This window comes from Phenylobacterium sp. (assembly GCF_036563385.1).
In the GTDB taxonomy this organism is placed as follows: domain Bacteria; phylum Pseudomonadota; class Alphaproteobacteria; order Caulobacterales; family Caulobacteraceae; genus Phenylobacterium.
The window spans coordinates 215258-240929 of record NZ_DATCML010000011.1; the positions used below are offsets into that span (position 1 = coordinate 215258).

Consider the following 25672-nt stretch of genomic DNA (forward strand, 5'->3'; position numbering starts at 1 on the left):
CCTCGACGGCGCGCTGTCGCCTAGAAGCGGGCGCGCACGCCCGCGAACAGCCAGCGGCCGAAGATGTCGTACGAGGCGTCGCCCGGGACCACGTTGTTGCCGGTCAGGCCCACGGGGATGGTCTTGCCGAAGATGTTGTTCACGCCCACGAACACCTCGCTGCCCTGCGAACCGAACAGGTCGACGCGGTAGCGGGCGATCAGGTCGTGGTACCAGACGCTCTCGACGTAGGGCCGGTCGGTCCGCTCCAGCGCCAGGTCCTTGTTGCGGCGGACCTTGTCGATGAACTGGCTCTCCCAGGTCAGCGTCAGCGGCCCCTGCACGTAGCTCACGCTCGAGATGAACGACCAGCGCGGGTCGCCGATCTCGCCTTCCTCCCGGTCGACGGTGTCGGGGAAGTCCTGGAACGCGAACTGGCGAAGCTTCTCGATGTAGTTGGCGTTCAGCGACAGGTTCACCCGCCCGTCGAGCCTGGCCAGCGGGCCCAGGCCGGCCGTCCAGTTCGCGATGTCCCGCCCGTAGGTCGCCTGGATGTCCCAGCCGGCCGTCTCCAGCGAGGCCTGGTTCAGGTAGGTGGAGCGGTAGGAGGTGATCTGCCGCGTGGTCGGATCCCGGACGATCAGGTTGCAGTATTCGACCGCCAGTTCAGGACCATCCACGCACTTGTCGGCGGCGTCCTGAGGATCCAGGAAGCTGATCGCGTCCTTGATCTTGATATTGTAGTAGTCGACCGTCACCGACAGGTCGGGTGCGAACCGCGGGCGCAGGATGAAGCCCACGGTGTAGGTCTCCGCCCGCTCCGACTCCAGGTCCGCGTTGCCGCTGGTGACGCCCGGGAACTGGTTGTCCGTGGCGTCCTCGAACGTCACGCCCAGCGCCGCGCAGTTGGCCGGCCGGTCCGGGTCCTCGCCCAGCGAGCCCGCCTCGCAGGGGTCGAAGATGCCGTTGAAACCCGGCGTCGCCGGCAGGAAGGCCTCGGTGATGTTCGGCGCGCGGGTGGCCTTGGAATAGGTGCCGCGCAGCGTGATGTCGGACACCGGCGCCCAGGCGCCGCGCACCATATAGGCCGTGGCCTTGCCGGCGTGGCTGTAGTCGGCTCCGCGGATGGCGGCGTTCAGCGTCAGCTCCCGGGCGAACGGGGCGTCGCGCAGGATCGGCGCCTCCACCTCCAGGAAGGCCTCCTTCACCTCGAACCCGCCGGTTGCGTTCGGCTGCGCGGCCGTCTCGGTGATGCCCGTCTGGACGAACGGGTCGTTGATGTTGCGGCTCTGCTCGCGGCGCCATTCCACCCCGCCGGCGATCTCCACGGCGCCGCCCGGCAGATTGAAGAACCGCTGGCTGTCGAAGGCCACCGTGGCGGTGGCCACCTGCTGGGTGATGGTGTGCTTCCGGTCGGCCTCGAAGGTGACGTACTCGATGGCCTCGCGGCTGTTCTGCTCCCCGAACAGGTTGAACGGCACGCAGGTCTCGTTCGTCAGCTGGTCGGACGGGATCGGCGAATAGCCCTCATACCAGGTGCTGGGTACGTCGCGTCGGCAGCGGATCTGCCCGGTGGCCGGATCGCGCACCGCGTCGATCGCCGAGTTGAAGTTGCCCGGGATCAGGCCGTTGGTGCCGTGGAACTTGTTGCGCGTCCGCCCGAAATTGTACGTCAGGTCCCAACGCAGGTCCGAGAAGCCGGCGTCGAAGTCGCCGTCCAGCTGCAGCACGGTGCGGAAGGTGCGACGGTCGGTGTCGTCGTTGCGCCCTCCGATGTCGTAGTTCAGCCGGCTGAGCAGGAAGCCCTGGTTGGGGTACTGGTTCAGCACCGCTTGGATGGCCGGCGTGATGAAGGCGTTGTCGGGGTCCAGCTCGTACTCGAGGATGGTGAAGGACGGGCTGAAGGTGTCCAGCGTCTTGGTCTGGACGTACTTCACGTCGCCCCGGAAGCGGATCGCCGGCGTCACCTGGTAGCGGAAGGTGGAGGCCAGCCCCCAGCGGGTCTGGCGCGGGATCGCAGTGACGCCGAAGTCGGTGGAGTCGCAGACGTCGCAAGGCTCGGCGAACGAGCCGAAGAACAGGTTGTTGTCGCCCGTGCGGGGCGGGATCGCCACCGGCTGGCCCGCGGCGTTGAAGCCGCTGACCGGCGTCAGGCCCAAGGTGGCCAGCGAGCCGTAGCGGTGGAAGAACTCGGTCTGGACGTAGGGCCGGTAAAGCCGGTCCGGAATCCCGTCGTTGGGGCCGGTGTCGGCAGGGTTCTCGATCGTGCCCCAGTCGGCCAGGCCCTCGATGTCGGGCCCGCGCACCCGCTCCTGCTTGTCGCCGAACGCGGTCAGCGTGACGTTGCCGCGCCCGTCGGCGAAGTTCCACCCGCCGGTTGCGTACGCCGAGTAGTTCTGGCCGTACTTGCCGTTCAGCGGCGCGCCGCCCTGGACGTTGAACTCGAAGCCCTCGAAGTCGTCGCGCAGGATGATGTTGATCACCCCGGTGACCGCGTCCGAGCCGTAGATGGCCGAGGCGCCCCCGGTGATCACGTCCACCCGCTCCACTAGGGCGGCGGGGATCGTGTTCAGGTCGACCGCGGTGTCGCCCGCGTCGCCCGACACGTGCCTTTGGCCATTGATCAGGGTCAGGGTCCGGGCGGTGCCCAGGTTGCGCAGGTCAGGGAAGCTCAGGCCGCCCAGGTTCGAGCCGGAGTCCGAATTGGCCCGCACCGTGCCCGACGAGGACAGCGCCGGCAGCTGGGCCAGGATGTCGCCCAGGTTCTGGGTGCCCGCGTTGCGGATGCCCTCGGTGGTGATCGTGGTCACCGGCGTGGCCAGCTCGAGGTTCGGTCGCGCGATGCGCGAGCCGGTGACCACGACTTCGTCCACATCATTGGCGGCGGTCTGGGCGAGCGCCGGCGCAGCGAAGGCCAGCGCCATGGCGCCGGACAGCAGGGTTCCGGCCAGAAGCCGGGTCTTGGCGGATCGCATGTTCGGGAGCCCCTCTGACGACGAGCTCATCAGCGTCGTGAGTGGCGCCCTAAGAACTCGCAACACATGGTTGTGCCGCGATGTTTCTCGATGTCACAGCCAAGTCAAGTCAATGAAGAGGCTGCGACATCTCTGGTATCGACGTTATCTGCAAGATGTGGCGCAGGCGCGCCACAAATAACCCAAATGCAGTCGGCCGCGACTGGACTTAAGCTTGACGGTAACGGCCGCCCGGAACTGGCCCGATCAGGCGGCGGCCTTCTTCGGCCGGCGGGAGGCGGCGCGCTTGGCCTGGATGCGCTGCTGGCGCGCGGCGTGGCGCTCGGCGGCCTCTTCTTCCAGGCGCGGCAGCAGTTCGGCCGCGGCGGCCTGTTGCTTCTCATCCCCCTGCGCCTGCAGGCGACGGGCGTTGGCGAGCAGGTTGACGACCTCCTCGTCGCTCATCGTGGGGATCTTCTCGATCAGGGACATGGACGCTAGCTCTCCGTACCGGAAGGCGGCCGCAGGACACGTGGGCCGTCCCTGTCCAATATGGCTAAGGCGGGAATAAGTTTCGCCGAATCAGCACTTTTTTTGATCAGCCTGCCAAGGCTCAGCCCGTCTTCCTGAGCCACAGCCCGCCGCCGGCGTTCAGCTTGAACCTGGGCGCCAGCGCCGCTTCCCGCGGGTGTTTGGCGGCGAAATAGTCGTTGAAGAACAGGACTTCGTAGCGCGGGTTGTCCATCAGGAAGGCGCGCAGGATGTACAGCTCGTTCCACGAGCGCCGCGCCTCGAAGATCCAGCTTTCCGGGTATTCGAACGGGTAGAAGGTGTCGTGGAAGTGGACCACCACGCCCGGCTTCAGCCTGGGCAGGATCTCGAACAGCTCGAAGTTTACGTCGCTGCCGGTCTTGCTGACGTGGGTCGAGTCGATGAACAGGATGTCGCCCGCCTCCAGGGCCTCGTAGGGCTGCGGTGGCAGCGCCTGCACCGGAATGGGCAGGATGCGGCAGCGCTCCCGGTCGGCGTCTGTCAGCCGCGAATGAAGCCGGTCCGGATAGGGCTCCACGAAGGTGAACCGAGTAGGCAGCCCCAGGTCGTCGCAGGTGTCGAGCATGCAGGCCGAGGAGAAGCCCGACCCCACCTCCAGCACCCGCTTCGGCCGATGCTCGTGCAGCATGGCCCGCAGGATCAGGGCGTCGCCCCACGAATAGACGTCATTCTCCGCATAGTAGCGCCGCGGGGGCGTCTCCCGGGCCGGAAACGGCGCCTGGCGGATCATCTCCAGGTTCCGATGCCAGAACGCGACCATGGCTTCCGGCCGCAGGTCGATCCCGGCCAGACGGGCCTCGTCCAGCTCTCGCTCCACGGTGAAGCCCGCGTCGCGCAGGGCGTCGGGATCGACCACGGGCGAGTAGTAGTGCCCGGGCGGGAACTCCGAGCGGTCGTTCACCCGGTGCTTGGCCGCGTATTCGTCGGAATCGAAGAACCGCTCCACCACCTCCGCCGGGCCCAGCGTGGCGGTCACCTCCGCCCAGTGCTCCACCTCGAAGCCCTCCGGGTGGCGCTTCATCAGCCGCCGGTAGAGGCTCCGGACGAAGGGCCGATGGTCCACCACCGGGGCAGGCGGCGCAGCCGCTGCGGCCGCCGCGGGCTCAGGCTCGGGGGCATGATTGGTCTCGGGCTCAGCTGGATCCGGGAGCGCCTCGGTTCGCACGGCCGCCGGTCGCGCCGCCGCCGACGGCCGCGGCCCTGCCGGCGCAAGCGCCCGACGAACAGCGGCGATGATCCCGAACCGGCCCCGGTACAAACGACACCTCCGACAGCTGACCTTCGCCATTACTCGCTGTCGCCCCCCACCCGGGCAAGCGCCGATATTTCTTGACTCCGGCGCATGCCTATGTTCTCCTTTTGTTCATGGCGCTCGAGATGAAGGTCATCCGCTTCAAGGCCGAGCTGGCCAAGGAAGCCGCCAGCGCCGACTACGCGCTGCTCAAGGAAGCCCAGGAGGCGGTCCGCAAGCGCGAGGCCGAGCGCGCCGAACGCCGCCGGGCGCTCCGCAGCCGCATCGACGAGGCCTTCTGGTCCGAGGACGAGGGCCCCGACTGGTTCGTGCGACCCGAGAACGCGCCGGAGCCGCCCCCGCGCCCGCGGCCCGGCGATCCCTTCTGGACGAAGCTCACGGAGTTCATCGACGCCGCCGAGGCCGAGCCCGACTTCCTGACCCGCGACTTCGACATCATGGTCATCGAGGCCTGCGAAACCATCGGCCTCGACCCCAACCTCCTCTACGAGATCCGCACCCGCTCAGAGGCCGCGGACCCGGAGCCCGAGCCCGAACCCACGGACTCCAGCTAGCCCCCTTTCCGCTCATCCCGGCGAAAGCCGTCACCCAAGCCGACTCAGCAACCGCGCTGTCGCGCGAACAACCACAGACCCACACAGACCCACACAGATGGCGGGCCCCCTCACAGGCCGCGCCTCATCACGCCTGCGCGCTCCCCCCACCTGTCATCCCGGTTTCGCGGCACGCGAAGACCGGGACCTCCAGCTCCGCCCCCACCGCCTTCGCGCCACCGTCCCCGCCGCACCCTACCTCCACCCGCCGCGTCGAGAGGTCCCGGTCTTCGGCTGCGCCGAAACCGGGATGACAGTCAGGGGGACAACGGTGCCCCTATGCGCCCTTCGTGATCTTGGTGTCCTTAGTGGTCCCCTCCGACCCCCTCCCGCGCGCTTCCACGCGCGATCCGTACCATGCGGCCCTCTCACCGCTTGCGAAGCCGGGCTGCCGCCTCTACATCGCGCGCTTAACCTGCAGTCCGAACCCGTGTCGGCGCGCCTCGCAGCGCGGCCGCCCTTGCGCGCGAAAAGAAGATGCCCAAACGCACCGACATCTCCTCGATCCTGATCATCGGCGCCGGCCCCATCGTCATCGGCCAGGCGTGCGAGTTCGACTACTCGGGCGTCCAGGCCTGCAAGGCCCTGCGCGCCGAGGGCTACCGGATCATCCTGGTGAACTCGAACCCGGCGACGATCATGACCGATCCGAACGTCGCCGACGCCACCTACATCGAGCCGATCACCCCCGAGATGGTCGAGAAGATCATCGCCAAGGAGCGGCCCGACGCCCTGCTCCCCACCATGGGCGGCCAGACCGCGCTCAACACCGCGCTCGCCCTCGAGCGCATGGGCGTGCTCGAAAAGTACGGCGTCGAGATGATCGGCGCCCGCGCCGAGGTCATCGACAAGGCCGAGGACCGGCAGAAATTCCGCGACGCCATGGACGCCATCGGCCTGGAGAGCCCCAAGTCGCAGGTGGCGCATACCCTGGAAGAGGCGATGGCCGGCCTCGACTTCGTGGGCCTGCCGGCGATCATCCGCCCGTCCTTCACCCTCGCCGGCACCGGCGGCGGCATCGCCTACAACGTCGAGGAGTTCCGCGAGATCGTCGAGCGCGGCCTCGACCTCTCCCCCACCACCGAAGTCCTCATCGAGGAGAGCGTTCTGGGCTGGAAGGAGTACGAGATGGAGGTGGTCCGCGACCGGGCGGACAACTGCATCATCGTCTGCTCCATCGAGAACATCGACCCCATGGGCGTGCACACCGGTGACTCGATCACCGTCGCGCCCGCGCTGACGCTGACCGACAAGGAATACCAGCGGATGCGCAAGGCCTCGATCGACGTCCTGCGCGAGATCGGCGTCGAGACCGGCGGCTCCAACGTGCAGTTCGCGGTGAACCCCGCCGACGGCCGCATGGTGGTCATCGAGATGAACCCGCGGGTCAGCCGCTCCTCGGCGCTCGCGTCCAAGGCCACCGGCTTCCCGATCGCCAAGGTCGCCGCCCGCCTGGCCGTGGGCTACACCCTCGACGAGCTGATGAACGACATCACCGGGGCCACCCCGGCCTCGTTCGAGCCCAGCATCGACTACGTGGTCACCAAGATCCCGCGCTTCGCCTTCGAGAAGTACCCGGGGTCCGAGCCCTACCTGACCACCTCCATGAAGTCGGTGGGCGAGGTGATGGCCATCGGCCGCACCTTCGCCGAGAGCCTGCAGAAGGCGCTCCGCGGCCTGGAGACCGGTCTCACCGGCCTGGACGAGGTCGCCATCGAAGGCGCCGACGACCCCGAGACCGGCCACGCCGCCGTGCTGCGGGCGCTCGGCACGCCCACGCCCGACCGGCTGCGGGTGATCGCCCAGGCCTTCCGCCACGGCCTGACCTGCGACGAGATCCACACCGCCTGCTCCTACGAGCCCTGGTTCCTGCGCCAGCTGCAGGACCTGGTGGCCGAGGAGGCGCGCGTTCGCGCCAATGGCCTGCCGCGCGAGGCGCACGCCTTCCGCCGCCTGAAGGCCCTGGGTTTCTCCGACGCCCGCCTGGCCGCCCTCACCGGCCAGACCGAGGCCGAGGTCCGCCAGGCCCGGCGCGCGCTGGACGTGCGGCCGGTGTTCAAGCGCATCGACACCTGCGCCGGCGAGTTCCGCGCGGAGACGCCGTACATGTACTCGACCTACGAGACCGGCGCGCTCGGCCAGGTCCCCGACTGCGAGAGCGACCCCTCCGACCGCAAGAAGGCGGTGATCCTGGGCATGGGCCCCAACCGCATCGGCCAGGGGATCGAGTTCGACTACTGCTGCTGCCACGCGGCCTTCGCCCTCGACGAGATCGGCGTGGAGTCGATCATGGTCAACTGCAACCCCGAGACGGTCTCCACCGACTACGACACCTCCGACCGCCTCTACTTCGAGCCGCTGACCGCCGAGGACGTGCTCGAGCTGATCGAGGTCGAGCGCTCGAAGGGCGAGCTCCTGGGCGTGATCGTCCAGTTCGGCGGCCAGACCCCGCTGAAGCTGGCCAAGCCGCTCGAGGACGCCGGCATCCCGATCCTCGGCACCTCGCCCGACGCCATCGACCTGGCCGAGGACCGCGAGCGCTTCCAGCAGCTGCTCCACAAGCTCGAGATCGCCCAGCCGGTGAACGCCATCGCCCGCTCCCGCGACGAGGCCTTCGAGGCGGCCCACAAGGTCGGCTACCCGGTGGTCATCCGCCCCTCCTACGTGCTGGGCGGCCGGGCCATGGAGATCGTCCGCGACGACGAGCAGCTGGATCGCTACATCCGCACCGCCGTCCAGGTCTCGGGGGACTCTCCCGTCCTCATCGACCAGTACCTGTCGCGCGCCACCGAGGTGGACGTGGACGCGCTCTGCGACGACGCCGGCCAGGTCTTCGTCGCCGGCGTGATGGAGCACATCGAGGAGGCCGGGGTGCACTCCGGCGACAGCGCCTGCTCGCTGCCGCCCTTCTCGCTGAAGGACGAGACCATCGCCGAGCTGAAGCGCCAGACCGTCGAGATGGCCCGCGCCCTGCAGGTGCGCGGCCTGATGAACGTTCAGTTCGCCATCGAGGAGCCGCAGTCGGAGAGCCCCCGCATCTACGTCCTCGAGGTCAATCCGCGCGCCAGCCGCACCGTGCCCTTCGTCGCCAAGACCATCGGCCGGCCGCTGGCCTCGATCGCCGCCAAGGTCATGGCGGGCAAGCGACTGGCCGAGTTCGACCTGGTTGACCGGCCCTACGACCACATCGCGGTCAAGGAGGCGGTCTTCCCGTTCGCCCGCTTCGCCGGGGTGGACACGGTGCTGGGCCCCGAGATGCGCTCCACCGGCGAGGTCATGGGCCTCGACTGGGTGCGTCCCGGCGAGGGCCGCGGCCCCGCCTTCGCCCGGGCCTTCGCCAAGAGCCAGCTGGGGGGGGGCACCATCCTGCCCAAGAAGGGCTGCGTCTTCGTCTCGGTGAAGGACAGCGACAAGCCCTGGATCGTCGAGCCCACCCGCCTGCTGCTCGAGCACGGCTTCCGCGTGCTCGCCACCGGGGGCACCGAGACCTTCCTCAAGGAGCAGGGCCTGGCCGTCGAGCACGTGAAGAAGGTGCTGGAAGGCCGGCCGCACATCGTCGACGCCATGAAGAACGGCGACGTCCAGCTCGTCTTCAACACCACCGAGGGCAAGCAGTCGCTGGTGGACAGCTTCGAGATCCGCCGCACCGCGCTGATGGGCAAGATCCCCTACTTCACCACCGCCGCCGGGGCGCTCGCCGCGGCCCAGGCCATCGTCGCCACCGCCGAGGCCCCGCTCGAGGTGCGTCCCCTGCAGAGCTACGCCTGACGGCGCGCCCCCTCTCCCGCCGGCGGGAGAGGGGCTGCCCGCCCGAAGTCCCTCTCCTCACAACCCCGTGTTGATCAGGGCGTTCGTTGACCGACGTTCGGGCCGGGCGCACAGTCGTTCATCGCCTGACTGAGACAGGCGTCTCGGGCGCGCTCCGGCGGCCCACTCGTGACAGCCGGATCGGGCGTCCTTGGCGTCTGCCGCAGTCTGGTCAATCGGGACACCCGTCCCGACAGATTGTGAGGATACTGGCATGTCGACTGAGCACGGCGACGTTCGCCACCACAAGAACCATCACATCGCCGAGAAGACCGAAGCCTTGATCCCCATCCTGATGGTCATCGCCGCGGCCATCCTCGGCGTCTTCCTGATCTGGGGCCTCATGAACGGCGACACCCCGAGCTACCTGCAGTAGCCCGGCGCCCGTCCCCTAGAGGCTGCGGGCGAGGACGACGTCGTCGTACTCGTTCGCGCCCACCTTGAACCGCCGCTCGCCCACCTGGACGAAACCCCGGCGGGCGTAGAAGGCCAGCGCACGACCGTTGTCCCGGTTGGCGCCGAGCAGCAGCCTTGACGCGCCGGCCGCCTGCGCGCCTTCGATCGCCGCCGCCATCAGGCGGGGGCCGAGGCCCGAGCCATGGAAGCGGTGCAGGGCGTAGATGCGCTTGAGCTCCACGTCGCCGGGCCCGGTCTGCACCGGCAAGTCGGGCGGGCAGGTCATGGCGTAGGCCACGGGCGCGCCGCCCACGGCCATCTCGGCGATCCAGAACCGGTACCCCGGCCTGCCCAGCCAGCCGGCGTAGCGCACCTCCCCGTGCTCATGGCGGCAGTGGTGGAGGATGTCCGACAGCGGCAGCATGCCGGCGTAGGTTTCCAGGAACGTCGCCTGGCCCACGAGGGCGAGCGCGGCGGCGTCGTCCGCGACGCAGGGCCGGATAAGGATCTCCATGGCCAGGCTCTAGCACGGAAGCTTCCGTAGGGTCGCTATGGCCCCCAGCCCGCGGCCGGCGCTATCGTGCCTTCAAAGCGAGGGAGGCGGCGATGGCGGGACGTGTGGCGGGCAAGGTGGCCCTGGTCACCGGGGGCGCGAGCGGCATCGGTCGCGGCTGCGCCGAGCGGCTGGCGCAGGAGGGCGCGGCGGTGGTGGTCACCGACCTGCAGGACCACCTGGGCGAGGAGGTCGTCGCCGGGATCGTCGCGGCCGGCGGGCAGGCGCACTACATCCACCACGACGTCACCGACGAGCAGGCCTGGATCGACGCCATCGCCGAGACCCGCCAGCGCTTCGGCCGCCTCGACATTCTGGTGAACAACGCCGGCATCGGGCTCGGCGGCTCGATCCTGGAGATGACGCTCGAAACCTGGCGCAGGCAGACGGCCGTCAACCTCGACGGCGTGTTCCTGGGCGTGAAGCACGCCATCCCGGCCATGCGCGAAGGCGGCGGCGGCTCGATCATCAACATGTCGTCGGTGGCGGGCCTCAAGGGCGCCCCGACCCTGGCCGGCTACTGCGCCACCAAGGGCGGCGTGCGGCTGTTCACCAAGGCCGTGGCCATGGAATGCGCCACGGCGAAGGACGGGATCCGGGTGAACTCGGTCCACCCGGGCATCATCGAGACGCCGATCTGGACGACCGTCATGGGCGGCCAGCCGGGCGTGAACGCCCCGCCCGACCTCGACGCCATGAGCGAGCTGGCCGTGCCGCTGGGGGTGAAGGGCGTCCCTGCGGACATCGCCAACGGCGTGCTCTGGCTGGCCTCCGACGAGAGCCGCTATGTGACCGGCGCCGAACTGGTGATCGACGGGGGCCTCTCGGTCCGCTAGACGGCCGCCCCATGCCCGCCACCCTTCACGTGATCTTCGGCCCCTCGGGGGCCGGCAAGACGACCTACGCCCAGGCCTTCGCCCGCCGCGAGGGCGCGGTGAGCTTCATCCTCGACGAATGGATGGCCCGCCTCTTCGCCCCCGACATGCCGGAGAAGATCGAATACGACTGGATGGTGGAGCGGGTCGCCCGCTGCGAGGCGCAGATCTGGTCCACGGCCGCCGGGGTGCTGGCCGCCGGCACGTCGGTGATCCTCGACATCGGGCTGATGCGCCGCGCCGACCGCGCCCGGGTCCGCGAGATCGCCGAGGCCACCGGCCTCCCCCTCCAGTTCCACTACGTCACCGCCTCGGCCGAGACGCGCCGGGCGCGGGTCGCGGAGCGCAACGTGGTCCGCGGCGAGAACTTCGCCATCGAAGTCACCCCGGACATGTTCGACTTCGTGGAAGGCGTCTTCGAGACGCCGGAACCCGCAGAACTGGAAGGGGCGGTGATCAGCGAGAGCGCCTGAGCGCGGTGCTGCGGCTAACAATTGAGGCCTCGATACCGCTGCTCTTGAGTTTTGCGCCGCACAATCCTAGTTTCTCTCCCCCCGGACGCCTGCGCCCGCGGCCGGACCCAGGACGGACACTCACTTAGGGCGGACCCGAGTCATCACCTCTATGGAAAAAGTCCCGATGACCGCCGAGGGCTATCAGGCCCTCGACGATGAACTGAAGCGTTTGAAGACCATCGAGCGGCCGGCGGTGATCGCCGCCATCGCCGAGGCGCGGGCGCATGGCGATCTCTCCGAGAACGCCGAGTACCATGCCGCCAAGGAGCGCCAGGGCTGGATCGAAGGCCAGATCGCCGAGATCGAGGACAAGATGGCCCGCGCCCAGGTGATCGACGTCTCGAAGCTCTCGGGCACCCAGGTGAAGTTCGGCGCCACGGTCTCGGTCGTGGACGAGGACACCGAGGAAGAGGCCCGCTACCAGATCGTCGGCGAGCACGAGGCGGACGTGAAGCGCGGCAAGGTGTCGATCACCTCGCCGATCGCGCGCGCCATGATCGGCAAGGAGACCGGCGACGTGGTCGAGGTGAACACCCCGGGCGGCGTGAAGGCCTACGAGATCCTCAAGGTGGAGTGGGTCTGACCGGCTCCCCATGGGCGCGCCGCACCGGCCACCCCTGAACATCTGGGCCGTCTCCGACGGCCGCGCCGGCATCGAAGCCCAGGCCGAGGGTCTGGCGCAGGCGGTCGCGCGCCTCACGCCCGCCGAGGTGACGATCAAGAGGATCGGCTGGCGCTGGGGTCTCGGCCGGCTGCCCGCCTCCCTGAACCCGGCCCGCCCCGGCGCCCTCACCGCCGACAGCGGGATCGCGCCGCCGTGGCCCGACATTTGGATCGCCGCCGGCCGCGCCACCCTGCCGCTCTCGCGCCGCATCCGCCAGTGGTCAGGCGGCCGGACCTTCGTCGTTCAGACCCAGGATCCGCGCGGGCCGCTCGACGCCTTCGACCTTGTGGTGCCGCCCGAACATGATGGCCTCGCCGGCCCGAACGTCTTCCCGATCCTCGGCGCGCCCAACCGGCTGACGCCGGAACGGCTGGCGGCGGAGGGCGCCCTCTGGGCCGAGCGGCTTGTCCCCCTGCCCTCCCCGCGCGTCGCGGCGATCATCGGCGGCCGCTCGAAGGCGTTCGAGCTTCCCGAGACGCACGCCCGTGGCATGGCGGCCCAGATCCGGCAGGCGGTGGAGGCCGAACGGGGCGCCTTGCTGCTGAGCTTCACGCGCCGCACGCCGGCCCCCGCGCGCGCGGCCATGCGCCAGCTGCTTTCCGGCCTGCCCGGCCTGATCTGGGACGATCGGGGAGACAACCCCTACTTCGGCTTCCTGGCCCTGGCCGACGCCGTGCTGGTCACCGAGGACTCCACCAACCTCGCCACCGACGCGGCCGCCACCGGCCGGCCGGTGCACGTGCTGCCGATGGCGGGACGCGGCAGCCCCAAGTTCCGCCGCTTCCATGACGCCCTGGCCGCGCGGGGGATCGCGCGCCGGTTCGACGGCCGACTGGAGCGATGGAGCTACCCGCCATTGCGGGAAACCGACCGGGCGGCAGCTGAGCTGCTGCGCCGTTATGACGCGCGATAAGCGTCGCCTTCGCCCCTGAGGCGAGGTTGCCGACTGGGTTAACGCCGTTCAACCTTGGCAAGAAAATCGCAACACCCTTTCCCTAGGGTGTCGCTCTCTTTTTGGATTTCGAGTCGGGGGCCCTCACGTGGCGACGTACTTCTGGGATGACATGACTCAGGCGCAGGCCAGCGCCCTCACCACCAGCGACCGCATCGTCTTCACCTCGGGTACGGCCTCCCAGGTCTCCGTCGTGTTCACGCCCTTCGGCGTCGGCGGTCCCGCCACCGTCACCCTGGTGGCCCCCAACAAGAGCCTGGTGTTCGACGACCTCGTGCTGCGCGGCGTCAACGGCGCGGCCACCGACCTGCTCTTCCCCGACGCCTCCGTGCTGTTTGCGGGCGACGCCACCAACGACCCGACCTTCGCCGGCACCGCGGCGTCGGACGGCCTCTATGGCGGGGAAGGCAACGACACCCTCCACGGCCTCGGGGGCGCCGACGTGCTGCAGGGGAACCAGGGCCACGACAGCCTGGTGGGCGACGCCGGCAACGACGTGATCTACGGCGGCCAGGACAACGACAGCATCACCGTCGGGGACGGCAGCAACTTCGCCCAAGGCAACAGGGGCGACGACACCATCGTCGGCGGCGTCGAGTACGACCTGCTGCTGGGCGGCCAGGGCAACGACAGCATCCTCGCCGGCGACGGCGACGACTACGTGCTGGGCAACCTCGGCGACGACACCCTGCAGGGTGAGAACGGCGCCGACACCCTCGGCGGCCAGGAAGGCAACGACAACATAATCGGCGCCGCGGGCAATGACGTGCTCTCGGGCGGCGACGGCGACAATACCGTCGACGGCGGCATCGGCGCCGACACCATCGACTCGGGCGTCGGCAACGACGTCATCATGGGTGGCGCGGCTTCGAACATCATCTCGGCGGGCGGCGGCGACGACCTGATTACGGCGCTTGATGGCAACGACAGCATCGACGCGGGCGCCGGCAACGACGCGGTCGACGGCGACGACGGCGCAAACACCATCTTCGGCGGCACGGGCGACGACTCCATCAACACCACGAACGGCGCTGACAGCCTGAGCGGCGGCGATGGCAACGACACCATCAAGTCGGGGGCTGGCAACGACTACATCGATGCAGGCGCCGGCAACGACTCCGCGGATCTCGGCGGCGGCACGGACACCTTCTACGGCGGGACGGGCGACGACACGGTGACCGGCCTCTCCTCCGTCGTCACCCTCGACGCCGGCAGCGGCGCCAACCGGATCGATCTCACCGGCGCCAGCGGCGGCGCCATCACTGCCGGCGACGGCAACGACACCATCACCAGCGGCTCGCTGGCGACCACCATCTTCGGCGGCGCGGGCGACAACAGCATCACCGGCGGCTCGGCCGCGGACGTGGTCACCACGGGCGCGGGCGCGGACACCATCGTGCTGAACGGCGGCGCCAATCGCCTGACGGACTCCGGCGGCAACAACACCGTGAGCGCCGGCAACGGCAGCGACACGCTGACCACCGGCGACGGCGCTGACGTGATCGCGGGCGGCGACGGCGCGAACTGGATCTTCGGCGGCGGCGGCGCGGACACCATCACCACCACCGGTTCCTTCAACGACACGGTCAGCGGTGGGGCCGGAGCCGACACCATCGACACCGCCGGTTACGCCGGCGACTCGAGCGGCGACATCATCACCGGGGGCGCGGGCGCCGACACCATCAACTTCACCGGCCGTGGCGCGGTGCAGGGCGGTGACGACGCTGACGTGATCACCGGCGGGTCGATCGGCTCCGTGGTCGAAGGCAACGCGGGCGACGACCGGATCACGATGCTGGGCGGCGCGGACACCATCTTCGGTGGGGACGGCAACGACACCATCGACGGTGGCGCTGGCGCGAACTCCATCGAAGGCGGCGACGGGGCCAACAGCCTCGTTGCGGGGACCGGCGCTGACACCATCTGGGGCGGCGCGGGCGCGGACGACATCGACGCTGGCGACGGTGACAACACCGTCGGCGGCAGCGGCGGCGCCAACACCATCACCACGGGCACCGGCGCCGACACCATCACCGCGGGGGCTGGCGGCAACACCATCACCAGCAACGCCGGCGCGGACTCGATCAACGCCGGCGGCGGGGCCAATCGGATCACCGCGGGCGCCGACGCCGACACCATCGTGTCCGGCGCGGGCGCCGACACCATCAACGGCGGCACCGGCGCGGACCGGATGACCGGCGGCGGCGGGGTCGACACGTACCAGATTGGCACCACCGACTCGCTCGCCACCGCTGGCGGCGGCGCGGCCGACCGGATCCTAGACTGGGGTTCGGACGACTTCCTCGATGTGACGCCTGCGGGAGGCCTGGGCACTGCGCTCAGGACCGACACGGCGGCGACGTTTGATGCGGCGCTGTCGGTCGCCAACGGTCTGATCTCCGGCAACCCCGGCGACGTTTTGGCCGCCATCCAGGTGGGCTCGGACGTGGTCGTGTTCATCGACTCGGATAACAGCGACACGATCACCAACACGGACGGCGCAATCATCCTGGTCGGTAAGCAGCTCTCCGACCTCAGCTTCGCGGACTTCATCTAGTCCGAGTTCAAATCCACACCTCGCGGGGGCCGCTCTTCGGAGCGGCCCTTTGCTTTTGGCCGCGGTCAGGCTTTCTTGCGCCGCCATGACACGCCCCATTGACCCCCGCCCCGCTGACGCCGCAATCGCGGGTGATCGGCAGGCATGAGCGGTCCCCGGATCCTCTTCGTGGTGGACGCCGGCCAGAAGGTCGGCGGCGGCCATGTCATGCGCTGCCTGACCTTGGCCCGGGCGCTCGCCGCCCAGGGCGCCAGTTGCGCCTTCATGGGACCGCCGGCCGTCAGCGCCGTCCTGGAAGCTTTCGCCCCCGATGCCCGCCAGCTCGCCGCCGCCTCCACCGAGCCCCGCGACCTTGCCTCGGCCATCGGGGCCGAGGCCTTCGATGCGATCGTCTTCGACCACTACGGCCTGTCAGAGCGGGACCACCGCGCCATGGGCCAGGGCCGGCCTGTGCTTGTGGTCGACGATCTCGCGAACCGGACGCTCGGGGCCGACCTCGTGGTCGACTCCGGCCCCGAGCGCCGCGCCCAGGACTACGAAGGCCTGGTTCCGGAGCACGCGCGGCTGCTGCTCGGCCCCAGCTACGCCCCGGTCCGGCCTGAGTTTGCGGCCCTGCGGCAGACGGCGCTCGCCTGGCGGGGCGAGCCTGTGCAGCGCTTTCTGGTCTCCATGGGCCTCACCGATGTGGACGGGATCACGGCCCGCATCGTCGAGCGCCTGCGGCTGCGAGTGGGCGACGCCGGGATCGACGTGGTGCTGGGCGGCGCCGCCCCCAGCCTGCCTGGGCTGACCAAGGTTGCGCGTCGCGACGCGCGCCTCGCCCTCCACGTGGACACGCCGCACATGGCCCGCCTCACCGCCGAGGCCGATGTGGGGGTGGGCGCGGCGGGCTCGGCCACCTGGGAGCGCTGCACGCTCGGGCTTCCCTCCCTGATGATCGTCCTGGCCGACAACCAGAAGCCTGCGGCAGCCGCGCTGGCCGCGCGCGGCGCGGCGCTCGTGGTGGACGCCGCCGCCGCCGACTTCGAGCCTCAATTCGACCGCGCTATCCTGCGGCTGCAGAAGGACGCCGATCTCCGCCGCCGGCTTGCCGAGGCGAGCGCCGAACTTTGCGACGGCCAGGGCGCCACCCGCACGGCCGAGGCCTTCCTGAAGCTGATCGCCGCACGCGGCCCCTGAGCACGACCGGCGGGTCGCACCGTCCCGGAATCGTCACTACATTGCAGCCATGTCCGATCCCCGCTCCGTCCGCTGCCTGATCGTGGGCTCCGGCCCCGCCGGCTACACCGCCGCCATCTATGCCGCCCGCGCGCTGCTCAAGCCGGTGCTCATCCAGGGCATCCAGCCAGGCGGCCAGCTGACCATCACCACCGACGTCGAGAACTACCCAGGCTTCGCCGACGTCATCCAGGGCCCCTGGCTGATGGAGCAGATGCAGGCGCAGGCCGAGCACGTGGGGACGGAGATCGTCAACGACATCGTCACCAAGGCGGACCTCTCCAAGCGGCCATTTCGGCTGGAGACCGACAGCGGCCAGGTCTGGCTGGCCGAGACCCTGATCATCGCCACGGGCGCCCAGGCCAAATGGCTGGGCATCGAGAGCGAGCAGCGCTTCCAGGGCTTCGGCGTCTCCGCCTGCGCCACCTGCGACGGCTTCTTCTACCGGGGCAAGAACGTGGTCGTGGTCGGCGGCGGCAACACCGCGGTGGAGGAGGCGCTGTTCCTCACCAACTTCGCCGCCAAGGTCACTCTGGTTCACCGACGCGACGAGCTGCGCGCCGAGCGCATCCTGCAGGAGCGCCTGTTCGCCCACGAGAAGATCGAGGTGGTCTGGGACAACGCCATCGACGAGGTGATCGGCGAGACCGATCCGATGGGCGTCACCGGCGTGCGGCTGAAGAACGTAAAGACCGCCGAGACCACCACCCTCCCCTGCGATGGCGTGTTCATCGCGATCGGCCACGCACCGGCCTCGCAGCTGTTCCAGGGGCAGCTGGAGATGGACTCGAGCGGCTATCTCAAGGTTAGGCCAGGCTCGGCCTCCACGGCCATTCCGGGCGTCTACGCGGCCGGCGACGTGACGGACGACGTCTATCGCCAGGCGGTCACGGCCGCCGGGATGGGCTGCATGGCGGCCCTCGAGGCGGTGCGCTTCCTCGCCGAAGAGGACCACGCCAAGGCGCACAAGCCGATATCCCACGCCGAGGCCGAAAAGATCGGAGCCTGGTGAGCTTCACCAGGCGCGGACGTCAAATTTTCGCCTGATCGGCCGCCCAGCACGCAACTCGCCCACCTTTTGCAAGGTTGGGTCCGCGTAAGAGTGTGCTGAGTTGATGCGAGACAGTGACCGATACCTGGCCCAGGCGGAAGCGGTGGCCCGCCTCGCCGCACGGGCCGACAGCCCCGCGGAACGCGAGGTCTACCTGAGCATCGCCGAGGGATGGCGCAAGCTCGCCACCGAGGCGTCCCGGAATGAGCGGCAGGACGTGGACCTGGCTGGCGAGCCGCGGAGCTACGACGCCCGCGAGTAGGCGGCCTGCGCCCCAGGCGCTAAACTCGCTCCATGATCCGCTACGCCCGGCCCGGCGACCACGCCGCCATCGGCCAGGTGGTGGAGGCCGCCTTCGGCCAGCCCGACGAGGCCCGCCTGGTGGAGCGGCTGCGCAGCGACGGCGACGTGCTGTTCGAATTGGTGGCCGTGGAAGCCCAGGCGGTGGTCGGCCACATCCTGTTCAGCCGCCTCTGGGCCGACCGCTACGAGATGTACGCCGCCCTGGCGCCGGTCGCCGTCGCCCCTGGCCTCCAGAATTCAGGCCATGGCTCGGCCTTGGTCCGCGCGGGCCTGGAGAGCGCCAAGGAGTTCGGCGCCCACGGGGTGCTGGTGCTGGGCCATCCGGCCTACTATCGGCGCTTTGGCTTCTCGGCCGAGGCGGCCCGCCAGATCAGCGCGCCGTATGCCGGCTCGCCCGCCTTCATGGCGCTCGCGCTGGAGCCGGGCGCCTTCGACGCCCCGGTGACCATCGCCTACCCGGATGCTTTTGCCGGCTGAGCTACTCGCCGCCCTTGGCGCCTGCATCGACTACGGGCCGCGCCGCCTGGGCCGCATCCATCGCCTTCGGAGCGTCTAAATCCCGCTCGACGGCGGCGAGGCTTTCGTTGATGCGACGGACCTCGTCGGCCGTGGGCTGTCGGCGCGTGGTCAGCAGCGTGCCGCGCACCCGGGTCCGCTCGCCGTCCACCGCGGTCGCGTCAGCCACCGTATAGGTGCGCACCTCGCCGGCCACATCGAGCTTCACCGTCCGGGCGGCGGGCACGCCCTGCGCCTCGGGCGCCAGCACGCCCTGGGTGCGGGCGTCCAGCCCCGTCAGGACCGCCCGCGTCAGGTCGGCCTCGCGCCCGGCGTAACGGCCGGTGAAGGCCGGCGGCTCGCCCCAGGGGCCCGTCCAGCGGTAGAAGATGTGCGCACCGACCTTGGTCATCTTGACCAGGCTTGGGGCCCAGTAAGGCGCCACATACTCGGCGTGGTAGTGCGTCGCCGATCCCACCTGCTTGGCCACATGACCGTTCAGGGCCTGCTCGGCCACCCGCCGTGCGCGGCTCCACAGCGCCGGCTCCGGCGCCCAGCGCAGCGACCCGTCGCAGGTGAAGGTGAACTGGCACCCTGTGGCGCGCGCCGCGCCCTGGTAGACCACGGCGCAGATCGACTTTGGATAGGCCGGGTGGCGCATCCGGTTCAGCACCACCTGGGCGACCGCCTCCTGGCCCAGCCCGGGCTCCCGGGCGGCTTCATAATAGACAGCCTGGGTCAGGCACTCGAGGGCGCGCTGGCGATCCTTGCCGGTGGTCTTCAGGACGAACGGCTTCATCGGCCGGATCGGAAGGTCGGCGAACGGCTGCAGGGCGTTCACTTCCTGAGCCGTCCGGCCCGTTTGCGGAAGGCCGAGGTCAGGCACCTGATCAATGTCGAGGCTCTGCCACCCTTCCGGCCGGTTCCAGGTGTCCGCCTGGCGCACGAAGGGGTCGTGGCGCAGCGCCAGGGCGCGCGCCGACGGGTCCATCCGGCTGGCCAGCAGCCTCAGGCCGTCCGGCGAGAGGCCGGCGGCGGCCCAGCGGCGCTGCTCGTGGCTCAGCGCGCGCTCGGGCTGTGGGGCGCAGGCTGCGACGGCGAGGGCCGCGACCGCCGCCGCCGGAATGGCGCGGCTCAGGATGTCGGTGACACGGGTCAGGGCTCAGGTTCTCTCGGTCTTCGGCGACGGGTTTGTCGCACCAACGCGGGGAGATGGGTCCTTAATTCGGCGAAAGGTCGTCCATCCGGGCGGCCCGCGTATCTAGGGTCTCCGACCGGCAAACACCAGCGCGGCCATAGCCACTAGCCTTTCTCGCGTCGCCTCTCAGGCCGCCGGCCACGGCTGGGTGGCGAGCCGCAGCGCCGCCTGCCGGCCTGCCGCCACCAGTCGCTCGACCACCGCCGGATCCGTCTCGATCCGCATCAGTTGCAGCGTTCCCATCATGGTGGCGAAGACGATGCTCGCGCGGTCCAGTCGAGCCTCGGGCTGGCCGCCCTCGGGCAGGTGCTCAGCGAGCAGCGCCACCAGGCCGCGCCGCCGGACGTCGAAGCGCTGACGCGTCTCGGGGTCCTGCCGCGCGATCTCGGGCCCGAGCGCCGACACGGCGCAACCGAGCCCCATGTGCTCCCGATGAAGCGGGCGCAGGTAGGTGGAGATCAGCCGCTCCAGCTTCTGCCCCTCGGGCGCGGTGGCGAGCGCCTCGCGGAAGTAGCCGAGGGTGGCCTCGGACGCGTACTCCAGGGTGGCCGCCACCAGGTCGTCGCGTGAGGCGAAGTGGGCGTAGAATCCGCCGTGCGTGAGGCCCGCATCCGCCATGAGCGGGCGCACCCCCACCGCGGCGATCCCCTCGCGGCGGAATCGCTCGGCGGCCCGCTTCAGGATCGCCTCGCGCGAAGCCTGCTTCCGGTCGTCCTTGTGCCTCGCCATCCGCTCCGCCGCCGCTTCCTCTCCCGCGCGCTAGGCCGGATTGTAACGCTCAGCGACCTGCCCGCCGACCACTTCCGCCAGGAAGGCCTTCCGCGCCGCCTCCATCTCGTCCCAGCGACCAGGCGTCAGCAGTGTGGGGACGGTGATCGCCTCGCCCGCCCCCAGGCCGGCCAAGGCGGCGTCCACCAGGTCCTCGGCCGAGATATAGGCGGTGTCGGGGAATACCGTGTCCGGCAGCCCCTGCGAACTGAAGAACTCCGTGCGGATCGGCCCCGGCAGGACCGCCTGGATGCGGATCCCGCTGCCCGCGTACTCCTGCTGCAGCGACCGGGTGAAGTTCAGCACGAAGGCCTTGGACCCGCTGTAGGAAGCGCCGCCGGCCGAGGGGCTGAAGGCCACGACCGAGGCGATGTTCACGAGGTCGCCGGCGTTCGACTGACGGAAGCCCGTCAGGGCGGCGAGCGACAGCCGCGTCAGCGCCACCACGTTCAGCCGGATCAGCGCCTCCTGGGCGTCGGCGCCGGTTCGCGCGGTCGGCCCCAGCCCGCCGGTGCCGGCGTTGTTGATCAGCACCGCGGCGGGCTGCGCCTCCAGCCGCGCCTCCAACGGCCGAAGCTCGTCCGGGTCGGCCAGGTCCAGCGCCCAGGTCTCCACCGCCACCCCATGTTCCCGCCCCAGCCGTTCGCCCAGCTGCGCCAGCCGGTCGGCCCGCCGAGCCACCAGCAATAGGTCGTAGCCCCTGGCGGCCAGCCGCTCCGCATAGACAGCGCCGATCCCAGAGGAAGCGCCGGTCACCACGGCGACAGCCTTGTTGGACATGGCGCGGCCTAGGCGTGCGTGCGGGCGGACGGACGGTTCTCGGCGCGCCACCGCTTCTCGTCGTCGGTGTCCGGCCGCGGCGGGTAGTGGCCGTTGATCGACCAGTAGTCGAACGGCGTCTCGTCAACGTGGAGCTCCCAGTCGTACCCCCGGTCGGCGATGTAGGGGGCAAGCACGGCGTTGATCCGGTCGATGAAGCGCCGGCTCGCCTCCAGGCTGGGGAACGAGCGGGCGATATGCTCCATCACGATCCGCACGAACCGGTCTGCCGGCTTTCCGCCCACGTAGAAGTTCCGCGGCTCCAGGGGCTGGAACACGACACCCACGTAGAAGCGCGGCATCACGGCGCCGTAGACGTCGGTGATCTTCTCGGCCAGCTCCGCCTTGTCGACGTCCGAGAAAGCACCGGGCGGGTGGTAGATCGTCCAAAGCGGCATCGTGAGCGTCCCAAGCTATATGACAGGTGACATATTAAAGCGGCGCGAACGTATGTCAACTGTCATATAGCTGCTCAACCGCCGGGCAACCGCTGCGTTTGTGGGAACCTTGGCTCGGGCTCGGGCGCCCCCACCCGGATTCGGGAAACGTCCTTGCGGTCGCCCGAGGCCGCGCTATATTGGGATTAGTTTTGCTCTCAATGAGCATAACTGACGCCGACGGCCCGGGGCCCGAGGCGTATTTTTGGGCCCGGAATATGCTCAGTTAGAGCATAAGGGAGGTTCGGAATGGCCGCCGACGGTTTCACCCTCGACTTCACCCCCGCCGTGGACGCGGCGACCCGGCCTGCCTGGGAAAAGGTGAAAGGTCATGTGACTCCCATGGAGTGGCGGCTCCACGCCCCCCTGATCGCCGAGATAAACCGGCTGAAGCGGGAGAAGGACGCCGTCATCCTGGCCCACAACTATATGACCCCGGAGATCTTCCACGGCGTGGGCGATTTCGTGGGTGACAGCCTGGCCCTGGCCAAGGAAGCCGCGCGCTCGGACGCCAAGGTCATCGTCCAGGCCGGGGTGCACTTCATGGCCGAGACGTCGAAGGTGCTCAGCCCCGAGAAGAAGGTGCTGATCCCCGATCCGCTGGCCGGCTGCTCCCTGGCAAGTTCGATCACCGGCGCCGACGTGCGCCTGATCAAGCAGCGCTACCCCGGCCTGCCGGTGGTCACCTACGTGAACACCACCGCCGACGTGAAGGCAGAGACCGACATCTGCTGCACCAGCGCCAACGCCGTGCAGGTGGTGGAAGAGGCCGCGCGTCAATGGGGCGTCGACCGGGTGATCCTGATCCCCGACGAATTCCTGGCCCGCAACGTCGCCCGGCAGACCAAGGTCGGCATCATCGCGTGGCGGGGCCACTGCGAGGTCCACGTCCGCTTCAATCGCCAGGACATCCTCGACCTTCGCGAGGCCTATCCCGATGCTGAGGTCCTGGCCCACCCGGAATGCCCGGCCGAGATCCTCGAAGTGTCGGACTTCGCCGGCTCCACCGCCGCGATGAACGACTACGTCCTGCAGAAGCGTCCGAAGCGGGTGGTGCTGATCACCGAGTGCTCCATGGCCGACAATGTGGCCGCCGACGCCGTCGGCACCGAGTTCGTCCGGCCCTGCAACCTGTGCCCGCACATGAAGCGGATCAGTCTGCAGAACATCTACGAGGCCCTGTTGCACGACCGCTACGAAGTGACGGTCGATCCAGCCATCGCCGAGCGCGCGCGGCTGGCCGTGCAGCGGATGGTCGACCTGCCCCCGCCGGCCGCGCCGGCCCGCTACGACCTCGTCAAGGCGCGCCACCATGTGGACGTGGAGCTGATCTGATGAAGCGCATCCGCCACGACGGCGTGGTGGTGGTCGGCGCGGGCCTTGCGGGACTTACCGCCGCCCTCGCCGCCGCCCCTGCCAAGGTTCTGCTCCTCACCGGGGCGCCGCTGAACCAGGGCTGCTCCTCCGCCTGGGCCCAGGGCGGCATGGCCGCGGCCCTGTCAGCCGACGACACGCCCGCGCTGCACGCCGCCGACACCGTGGCGGCCGGCGCGGGCCTGGTCGATCCCGTCATGGCCCGGCTGCTGGCCGAGGAAGGCCCGGCCGCCGTCCGCGCCCTGGCCGATCTCGGCGCGCCCTTCGACCGCACGGCCGACGGCGACTTCGCCCAGAGCCTGGAGGCCGCCCACTCCCGCGCCCGGGTGGCCCGGGTGAAAGGCGACCAAGCCGGACGGGCGATCATGGAGGCGGTCACCGCAGCCGTGCTCGCCGCGCCTCACGTGGAGGTCCGCGCCGGCGCCGCCCTTCGCGGCCTGCTGCAGGACGTCCAAGGCGCCGTGCGCGGCGTCCTCGCCGAGCAGGACGGCAGGATGGTGCAGATCCTGGCGCGCGCCGTTGTGCTAGCCACCGGCGGGATCGGCGGCCTTTACGCCGTCACCACCACCCCGGCCGAGCTGACCGGCGACGGCCTCGGCCTCGCCGCCCTGGCGGGCGCCGCCGTCGCCGATCCGGAGTTCGTGCAGTTCCACCCCACGGCCATCGACGTGGCCCGCGACCCGGCCCCGCTCGCGACCGAGGCGCTGCGCGGCGAAGGCGCGGTGCTGGTCGATGCGGCGGGCGAGCGGTTCATGGGACGCTACCATCCCGACGCCGAGTTGGCGCCCCGCGACGTGGTGGCTCGCGCCATCCATGCTGAGCGGGAAGCCGGCCGCGGCGCCTTCCTCGACGCCCGCGACGCGATCGGCGACCACTTTCCGGACGAGTTCCCGGCGGTCTTCGCAGCCTGCCTGGCGGGCGGCATCGACCCGCGGCGCCAACTGATCCCGGTCGCGCCCGCCTGCCACTACCACATGGGCGGCATCGTCACGGACGCCGATGGCCGCACCAGTCTGCCGGGCCTCTTCGCCGCGGGCGAATGCGCCTCGACCGGCGTCCACGGGGCGAACCGCCTGGCCTCCAACTCGCTGCTGGAAGCCGCGGTCTTCGGCGCACGCGCCGGCGCCGCGGCGCGCGAGGCGGAGGGCCTCTGTGAGCCGCCGCTCGCCCTCGTCACCGGCCCGCAGCTGCCGAAGCCGGCGCTGCAGGTCCTGCGCCAGGCCATGAGCCGCGACGCCGGCGTGATCCGCGACGCCGCGGGCCTAACGCGCCTGCTGCAGCTGATCGAGGAGCTCGAGGCCAAGCACGGCCAGGCGCCGGCCCTGGTCGCCGCCCGGCTGGTGGCGGCCTGCGCCCTGGCCCGCGGCGAGAGCCGTGGCGGCCACTTCCGGGCCGACGCGACGGGCGCCGCCGAGCCCGCGCGGACCTTCGTCACCCTCGCCGACCTGCAGCCGGCCCTGAAGTTCGCCGCCGAATGATCGAGGCCCTTCCCGACCTGATGATCCAGCCGGTCGTCCGTGGCGCGCTGACGGAGGACCTCGGTCGCGCCGGCGACGTCACCGCCCAGGCTTGCATCCCGGCGGAGGCGCGCATGGCCGCGGTGTTCGCCGTCCGCAAGCCCGGGGTGATCTCCGGCCTCGCCTGCGCGCGGCTCGCCATCGCCGAGCTCGACCCGGAGGCACGCTTCGAACCGCTGGTGGCGGACGGCGCGTCGGTGGCGGCCGGCGCCGTCCTGGCCCGTGTTTCGGCCAACGCTCGGGCTTTGCTCTCCGCGGAGCGCACCGGCCTCAACCTGCTCGGCCGGATGTCCGGCATCGCCACCCTGACGCGCGCCTACGTGGACGCGGTGTCCGGCACGAAGGCGCGCATCGTCGACACCCGCAAAACGACGCCTGGCCTCCGCGCGCTCGAGAAGTACGCCGTCCGCTGTGGCGGGGGCGTGAACCACCGCTTTGGCCTGGATGACGCCATCCTGATCAAGGACAACCACGTGGCGGCCTGCGGATCGGTGGGCGAGGCGGTCCGCCGGGCGAAGACCTTCGCCGGCCATCTCATGAAGGTCGAGGTCGAGGTCGACACCCTGGAGCAGTTGGACGAGGCCCTCCCGCATCGGCCGGACGTGATCATGCTGGACAACTTCAGCCTGGACGACCTTCGCGAGGCCGTGCGTCGTGTGGACGGCCACGTGGTTCTCGAAGCGTCTGGTGGGGTCAGCTTGCAGACCGTCCGCGCCATCGCCGAGACCGGGGTGGACGTGATCAGCGTGGGGGCGCTCACGCACTCGGTCGGCGTGCTCGACATCGGCCTCGACGCCGTCTGAGTTCGGAACCCTCCCCTGCCCGCCGGGTTCACTCCTGCAA

23 protein-coding genes are annotated in these 25672 nt (G+C 70.1%); 15 read left to right on the forward strand and 8 right to left on the reverse strand.

What is annotated here, in order from left to right; translation table 11 throughout:
- Positions 1-20: 20 nt before the first annotated feature.
- The 3 genes from VIL67_RS09190 to VIL67_RS09200 all read right to left on the reverse strand — a co-directional run bounded on the left by VIL67_RS09190 (position 21) and on the right by VIL67_RS09200 (position 4650).
- Positions 21-2954, reverse strand: coding sequence for a TonB-dependent receptor plug domain-containing protein (locus VIL67_RS09190; RefSeq protein ID WP_332048577.1), 2934 nt, complete (start codon positions 2952-2954; stop codon positions 21-23).
- Between the two features lie 246 nt (positions 2955-3200).
- Entirely contained in the window at positions 3201-3425 is a 225-nt protein-coding gene (locus VIL67_RS09195; RefSeq protein WP_332048578.1) for a hypothetical protein, read from the reverse strand.
- Positions 3426-3546: 121 nt separating this feature from the next.
- Complete coding sequence (locus VIL67_RS09200) at positions 3547-4650, reverse strand: class I SAM-dependent methyltransferase (protein WP_332048579.1); 1104 nt, start codon at positions 4648-4650, stop codon at positions 3547-3549.
- 212 nt (positions 4651-4862) lie between these two features.
- Here VIL67_RS09200 and VIL67_RS09205 point away from each other — a divergent pair, with 212 nt between their 5' ends.
- From VIL67_RS09205 to VIL67_RS09215, 3 genes are all read left to right on the forward strand, one after another.
- The gene (locus tag VIL67_RS09205; RefSeq protein ID WP_332048580.1) at positions 4863-5291 is read left to right on the forward strand and encodes a hypothetical protein; all 429 of its coding nucleotides are present in this window, start codon (positions 4863-4865) and stop codon (positions 5289-5291) included.
- A gap of 516 nt (positions 5292-5807) precedes the next feature.
- Positions 5808-9098, forward strand: a complete 3291-nt coding sequence (gene carB / locus VIL67_RS09210) for a carbamoyl-phosphate synthase large subunit (protein ID WP_332048581.1) — start codon at positions 5808-5810, stop codon at positions 9096-9098.
- A 253-nt stretch (positions 9099-9351) separates the two neighbouring features.
- Positions 9352-9513: a hypothetical protein gene (locus tag VIL67_RS09215; RefSeq protein WP_332048582.1), complete on the forward strand. Its 162-nt coding sequence runs from the start codon at positions 9352-9354 to the stop codon at positions 9511-9513.
- Positions 9514-9528: 15 nt separating this feature from the next.
- On the opposite strand, the gene VIL67_RS09220 is transcribed toward VIL67_RS09215, so the two are convergent.
- The gene (locus VIL67_RS09220; RefSeq protein ID WP_332048583.1) at positions 9529-10047 is read right to left on the reverse strand and encodes a GNAT family N-acetyltransferase; all 519 of its coding nucleotides are present in this window, start codon (positions 10045-10047) and stop codon (positions 9529-9531) included.
- Positions 10048-10139: 92 nt separating this feature from the next.
- On the opposite strand from VIL67_RS09220, the gene VIL67_RS09225 reads away from it, so the two are divergent.
- The 9 genes from VIL67_RS09225 (at position 10140) to VIL67_RS09265 (ending at position 18698) form a co-directional block, all read left to right on the forward strand.
- A complete protein-coding gene (locus VIL67_RS09225) occupies positions 10140-10922 on the forward strand; it encodes a glucose 1-dehydrogenase (RefSeq protein WP_332048584.1) in 783 nt (260 codons plus the stop codon).
- An 11-nt stretch (positions 10923-10933) separates the two neighbouring features.
- Complete coding sequence (locus tag VIL67_RS09230; RefSeq protein WP_332048585.1) at positions 10934-11434, forward strand: P-loop nucleotide/nucleoside kinase family protein; 501 nt, start codon at positions 10934-10936, stop codon at positions 11432-11434.
- Positions 11435-11585: 151 nt separating this feature from the next.
- Complete coding sequence (gene greA, locus VIL67_RS09235; protein WP_332048586.1) at positions 11586-12059, forward strand: transcription elongation factor GreA; 474 nt, start codon at positions 11586-11588, stop codon at positions 12057-12059.
- A gap of 10 nt (positions 12060-12069) precedes the next feature.
- Positions 12070-13053: a mitochondrial fission ELM1 family protein gene (locus VIL67_RS09240; protein ID WP_332048587.1), complete on the forward strand. Its 984-nt coding sequence runs from the start codon at positions 12070-12072 to the stop codon at positions 13051-13053.
- A 127-nt stretch (positions 13054-13180) separates the two neighbouring features.
- On the forward strand, positions 13181-15649 hold the full coding sequence (locus VIL67_RS09245; RefSeq protein ID WP_332048588.1) for a calcium-binding protein: 2469 nt from the start codon (positions 13181-13183) through the stop codon (positions 15647-15649).
- A 144-nt stretch (positions 15650-15793) separates the two neighbouring features.
- Positions 15794-16828 (forward strand): UDP-2,4-diacetamido-2,4,6-trideoxy-beta-L-altropyranose hydrolase, encoded by a 1035-nt coding sequence (gene pseG / locus VIL67_RS09250; RefSeq protein WP_332048589.1) that lies wholly within the window; start codon positions 15794-15796, stop codon positions 16826-16828.
- Between the two features lie 49 nt (positions 16829-16877).
- On the forward strand, positions 16878-17879 hold the full coding sequence (gene trxB, locus VIL67_RS09255) for a thioredoxin-disulfide reductase (protein ID WP_332048590.1): 1002 nt from the start codon (positions 16878-16880) through the stop codon (positions 17877-17879).
- A 103-nt stretch (positions 17880-17982) separates the two neighbouring features.
- Positions 17983-18180, forward strand: a complete 198-nt coding sequence (locus VIL67_RS09260) for a hypothetical protein (protein ID WP_332048591.1) — start codon at positions 17983-17985, stop codon at positions 18178-18180.
- A 32-nt stretch (positions 18181-18212) separates the two neighbouring features.
- Positions 18213-18698 (forward strand): GNAT family N-acetyltransferase, encoded by a 486-nt coding sequence (locus VIL67_RS09265; RefSeq protein ID WP_332048592.1) that lies wholly within the window; start codon positions 18213-18215, stop codon positions 18696-18698.
- Between the two features lies 1 nt (position 18699).
- Here VIL67_RS09265 and VIL67_RS09270 read toward each other — a convergent pair whose 3' ends face one another.
- The 4 genes from VIL67_RS09270 to VIL67_RS09285 form a co-directional block, all read right to left on the reverse strand.
- Entirely contained in the window at positions 18700-19707 is a 1008-nt protein-coding gene (locus tag VIL67_RS09270) for a cell wall hydrolase (RefSeq protein WP_332048593.1), read from the reverse strand.
- 333 nt (positions 19708-20040) lie between these two features.
- Entirely contained in the window at positions 20041-20643 is a 603-nt protein-coding gene (locus tag VIL67_RS09275; protein ID WP_332048594.1) for a TetR/AcrR family transcriptional regulator, read from the reverse strand.
- Positions 20644-20673: 30 nt separating this feature from the next.
- Positions 20674-21462 (reverse strand): SDR family NAD(P)-dependent oxidoreductase, encoded by a 789-nt coding sequence (locus VIL67_RS09280; RefSeq protein WP_332048595.1) that lies wholly within the window; start codon positions 21460-21462, stop codon positions 20674-20676.
- Positions 21463-21470: 8 nt separating this feature from the next.
- Complete coding sequence (locus VIL67_RS09285; protein ID WP_332048596.1) at positions 21471-21899, reverse strand: tautomerase family protein; 429 nt, start codon at positions 21897-21899, stop codon at positions 21471-21473.
- A gap of 288 nt (positions 21900-22187) precedes the next feature.
- On the opposite strand from VIL67_RS09285, the gene nadA reads away from it, so the two are divergent.
- Genes nadA through nadC form a run of 3 tightly spaced genes read left to right on the forward strand, consistent with a single transcriptional unit; the run spans position 22188 to position 25632 of the window.
- Positions 22188-23273 carry a quinolinate synthase NadA gene (gene nadA / locus VIL67_RS09290; RefSeq protein ID WP_332048597.1) on the forward strand — a complete coding sequence of 362 codons (1086 nt, stop codon included), beginning with the start codon at positions 22188-22190 and terminating at the stop codon, positions 23271-23273.
- Complete coding sequence (locus tag VIL67_RS09295; RefSeq protein ID WP_332048598.1) at positions 23273-24790, forward strand: L-aspartate oxidase; 1518 nt, start codon at positions 23273-23275, stop codon at positions 24788-24790. The genes nadA and VIL67_RS09295 overlap by 1 nt, the downstream gene beginning before the upstream one ends.
- Entirely contained in the window at positions 24787-25632 is an 846-nt protein-coding gene (gene nadC / locus VIL67_RS09300) for a carboxylating nicotinate-nucleotide diphosphorylase (protein ID WP_332048599.1), read from the forward strand. The genes VIL67_RS09295 and nadC overlap by 4 nt, the downstream gene beginning before the upstream one ends.
- The last annotated feature ends 40 nt before the right edge of the window (positions 25633-25672 follow it).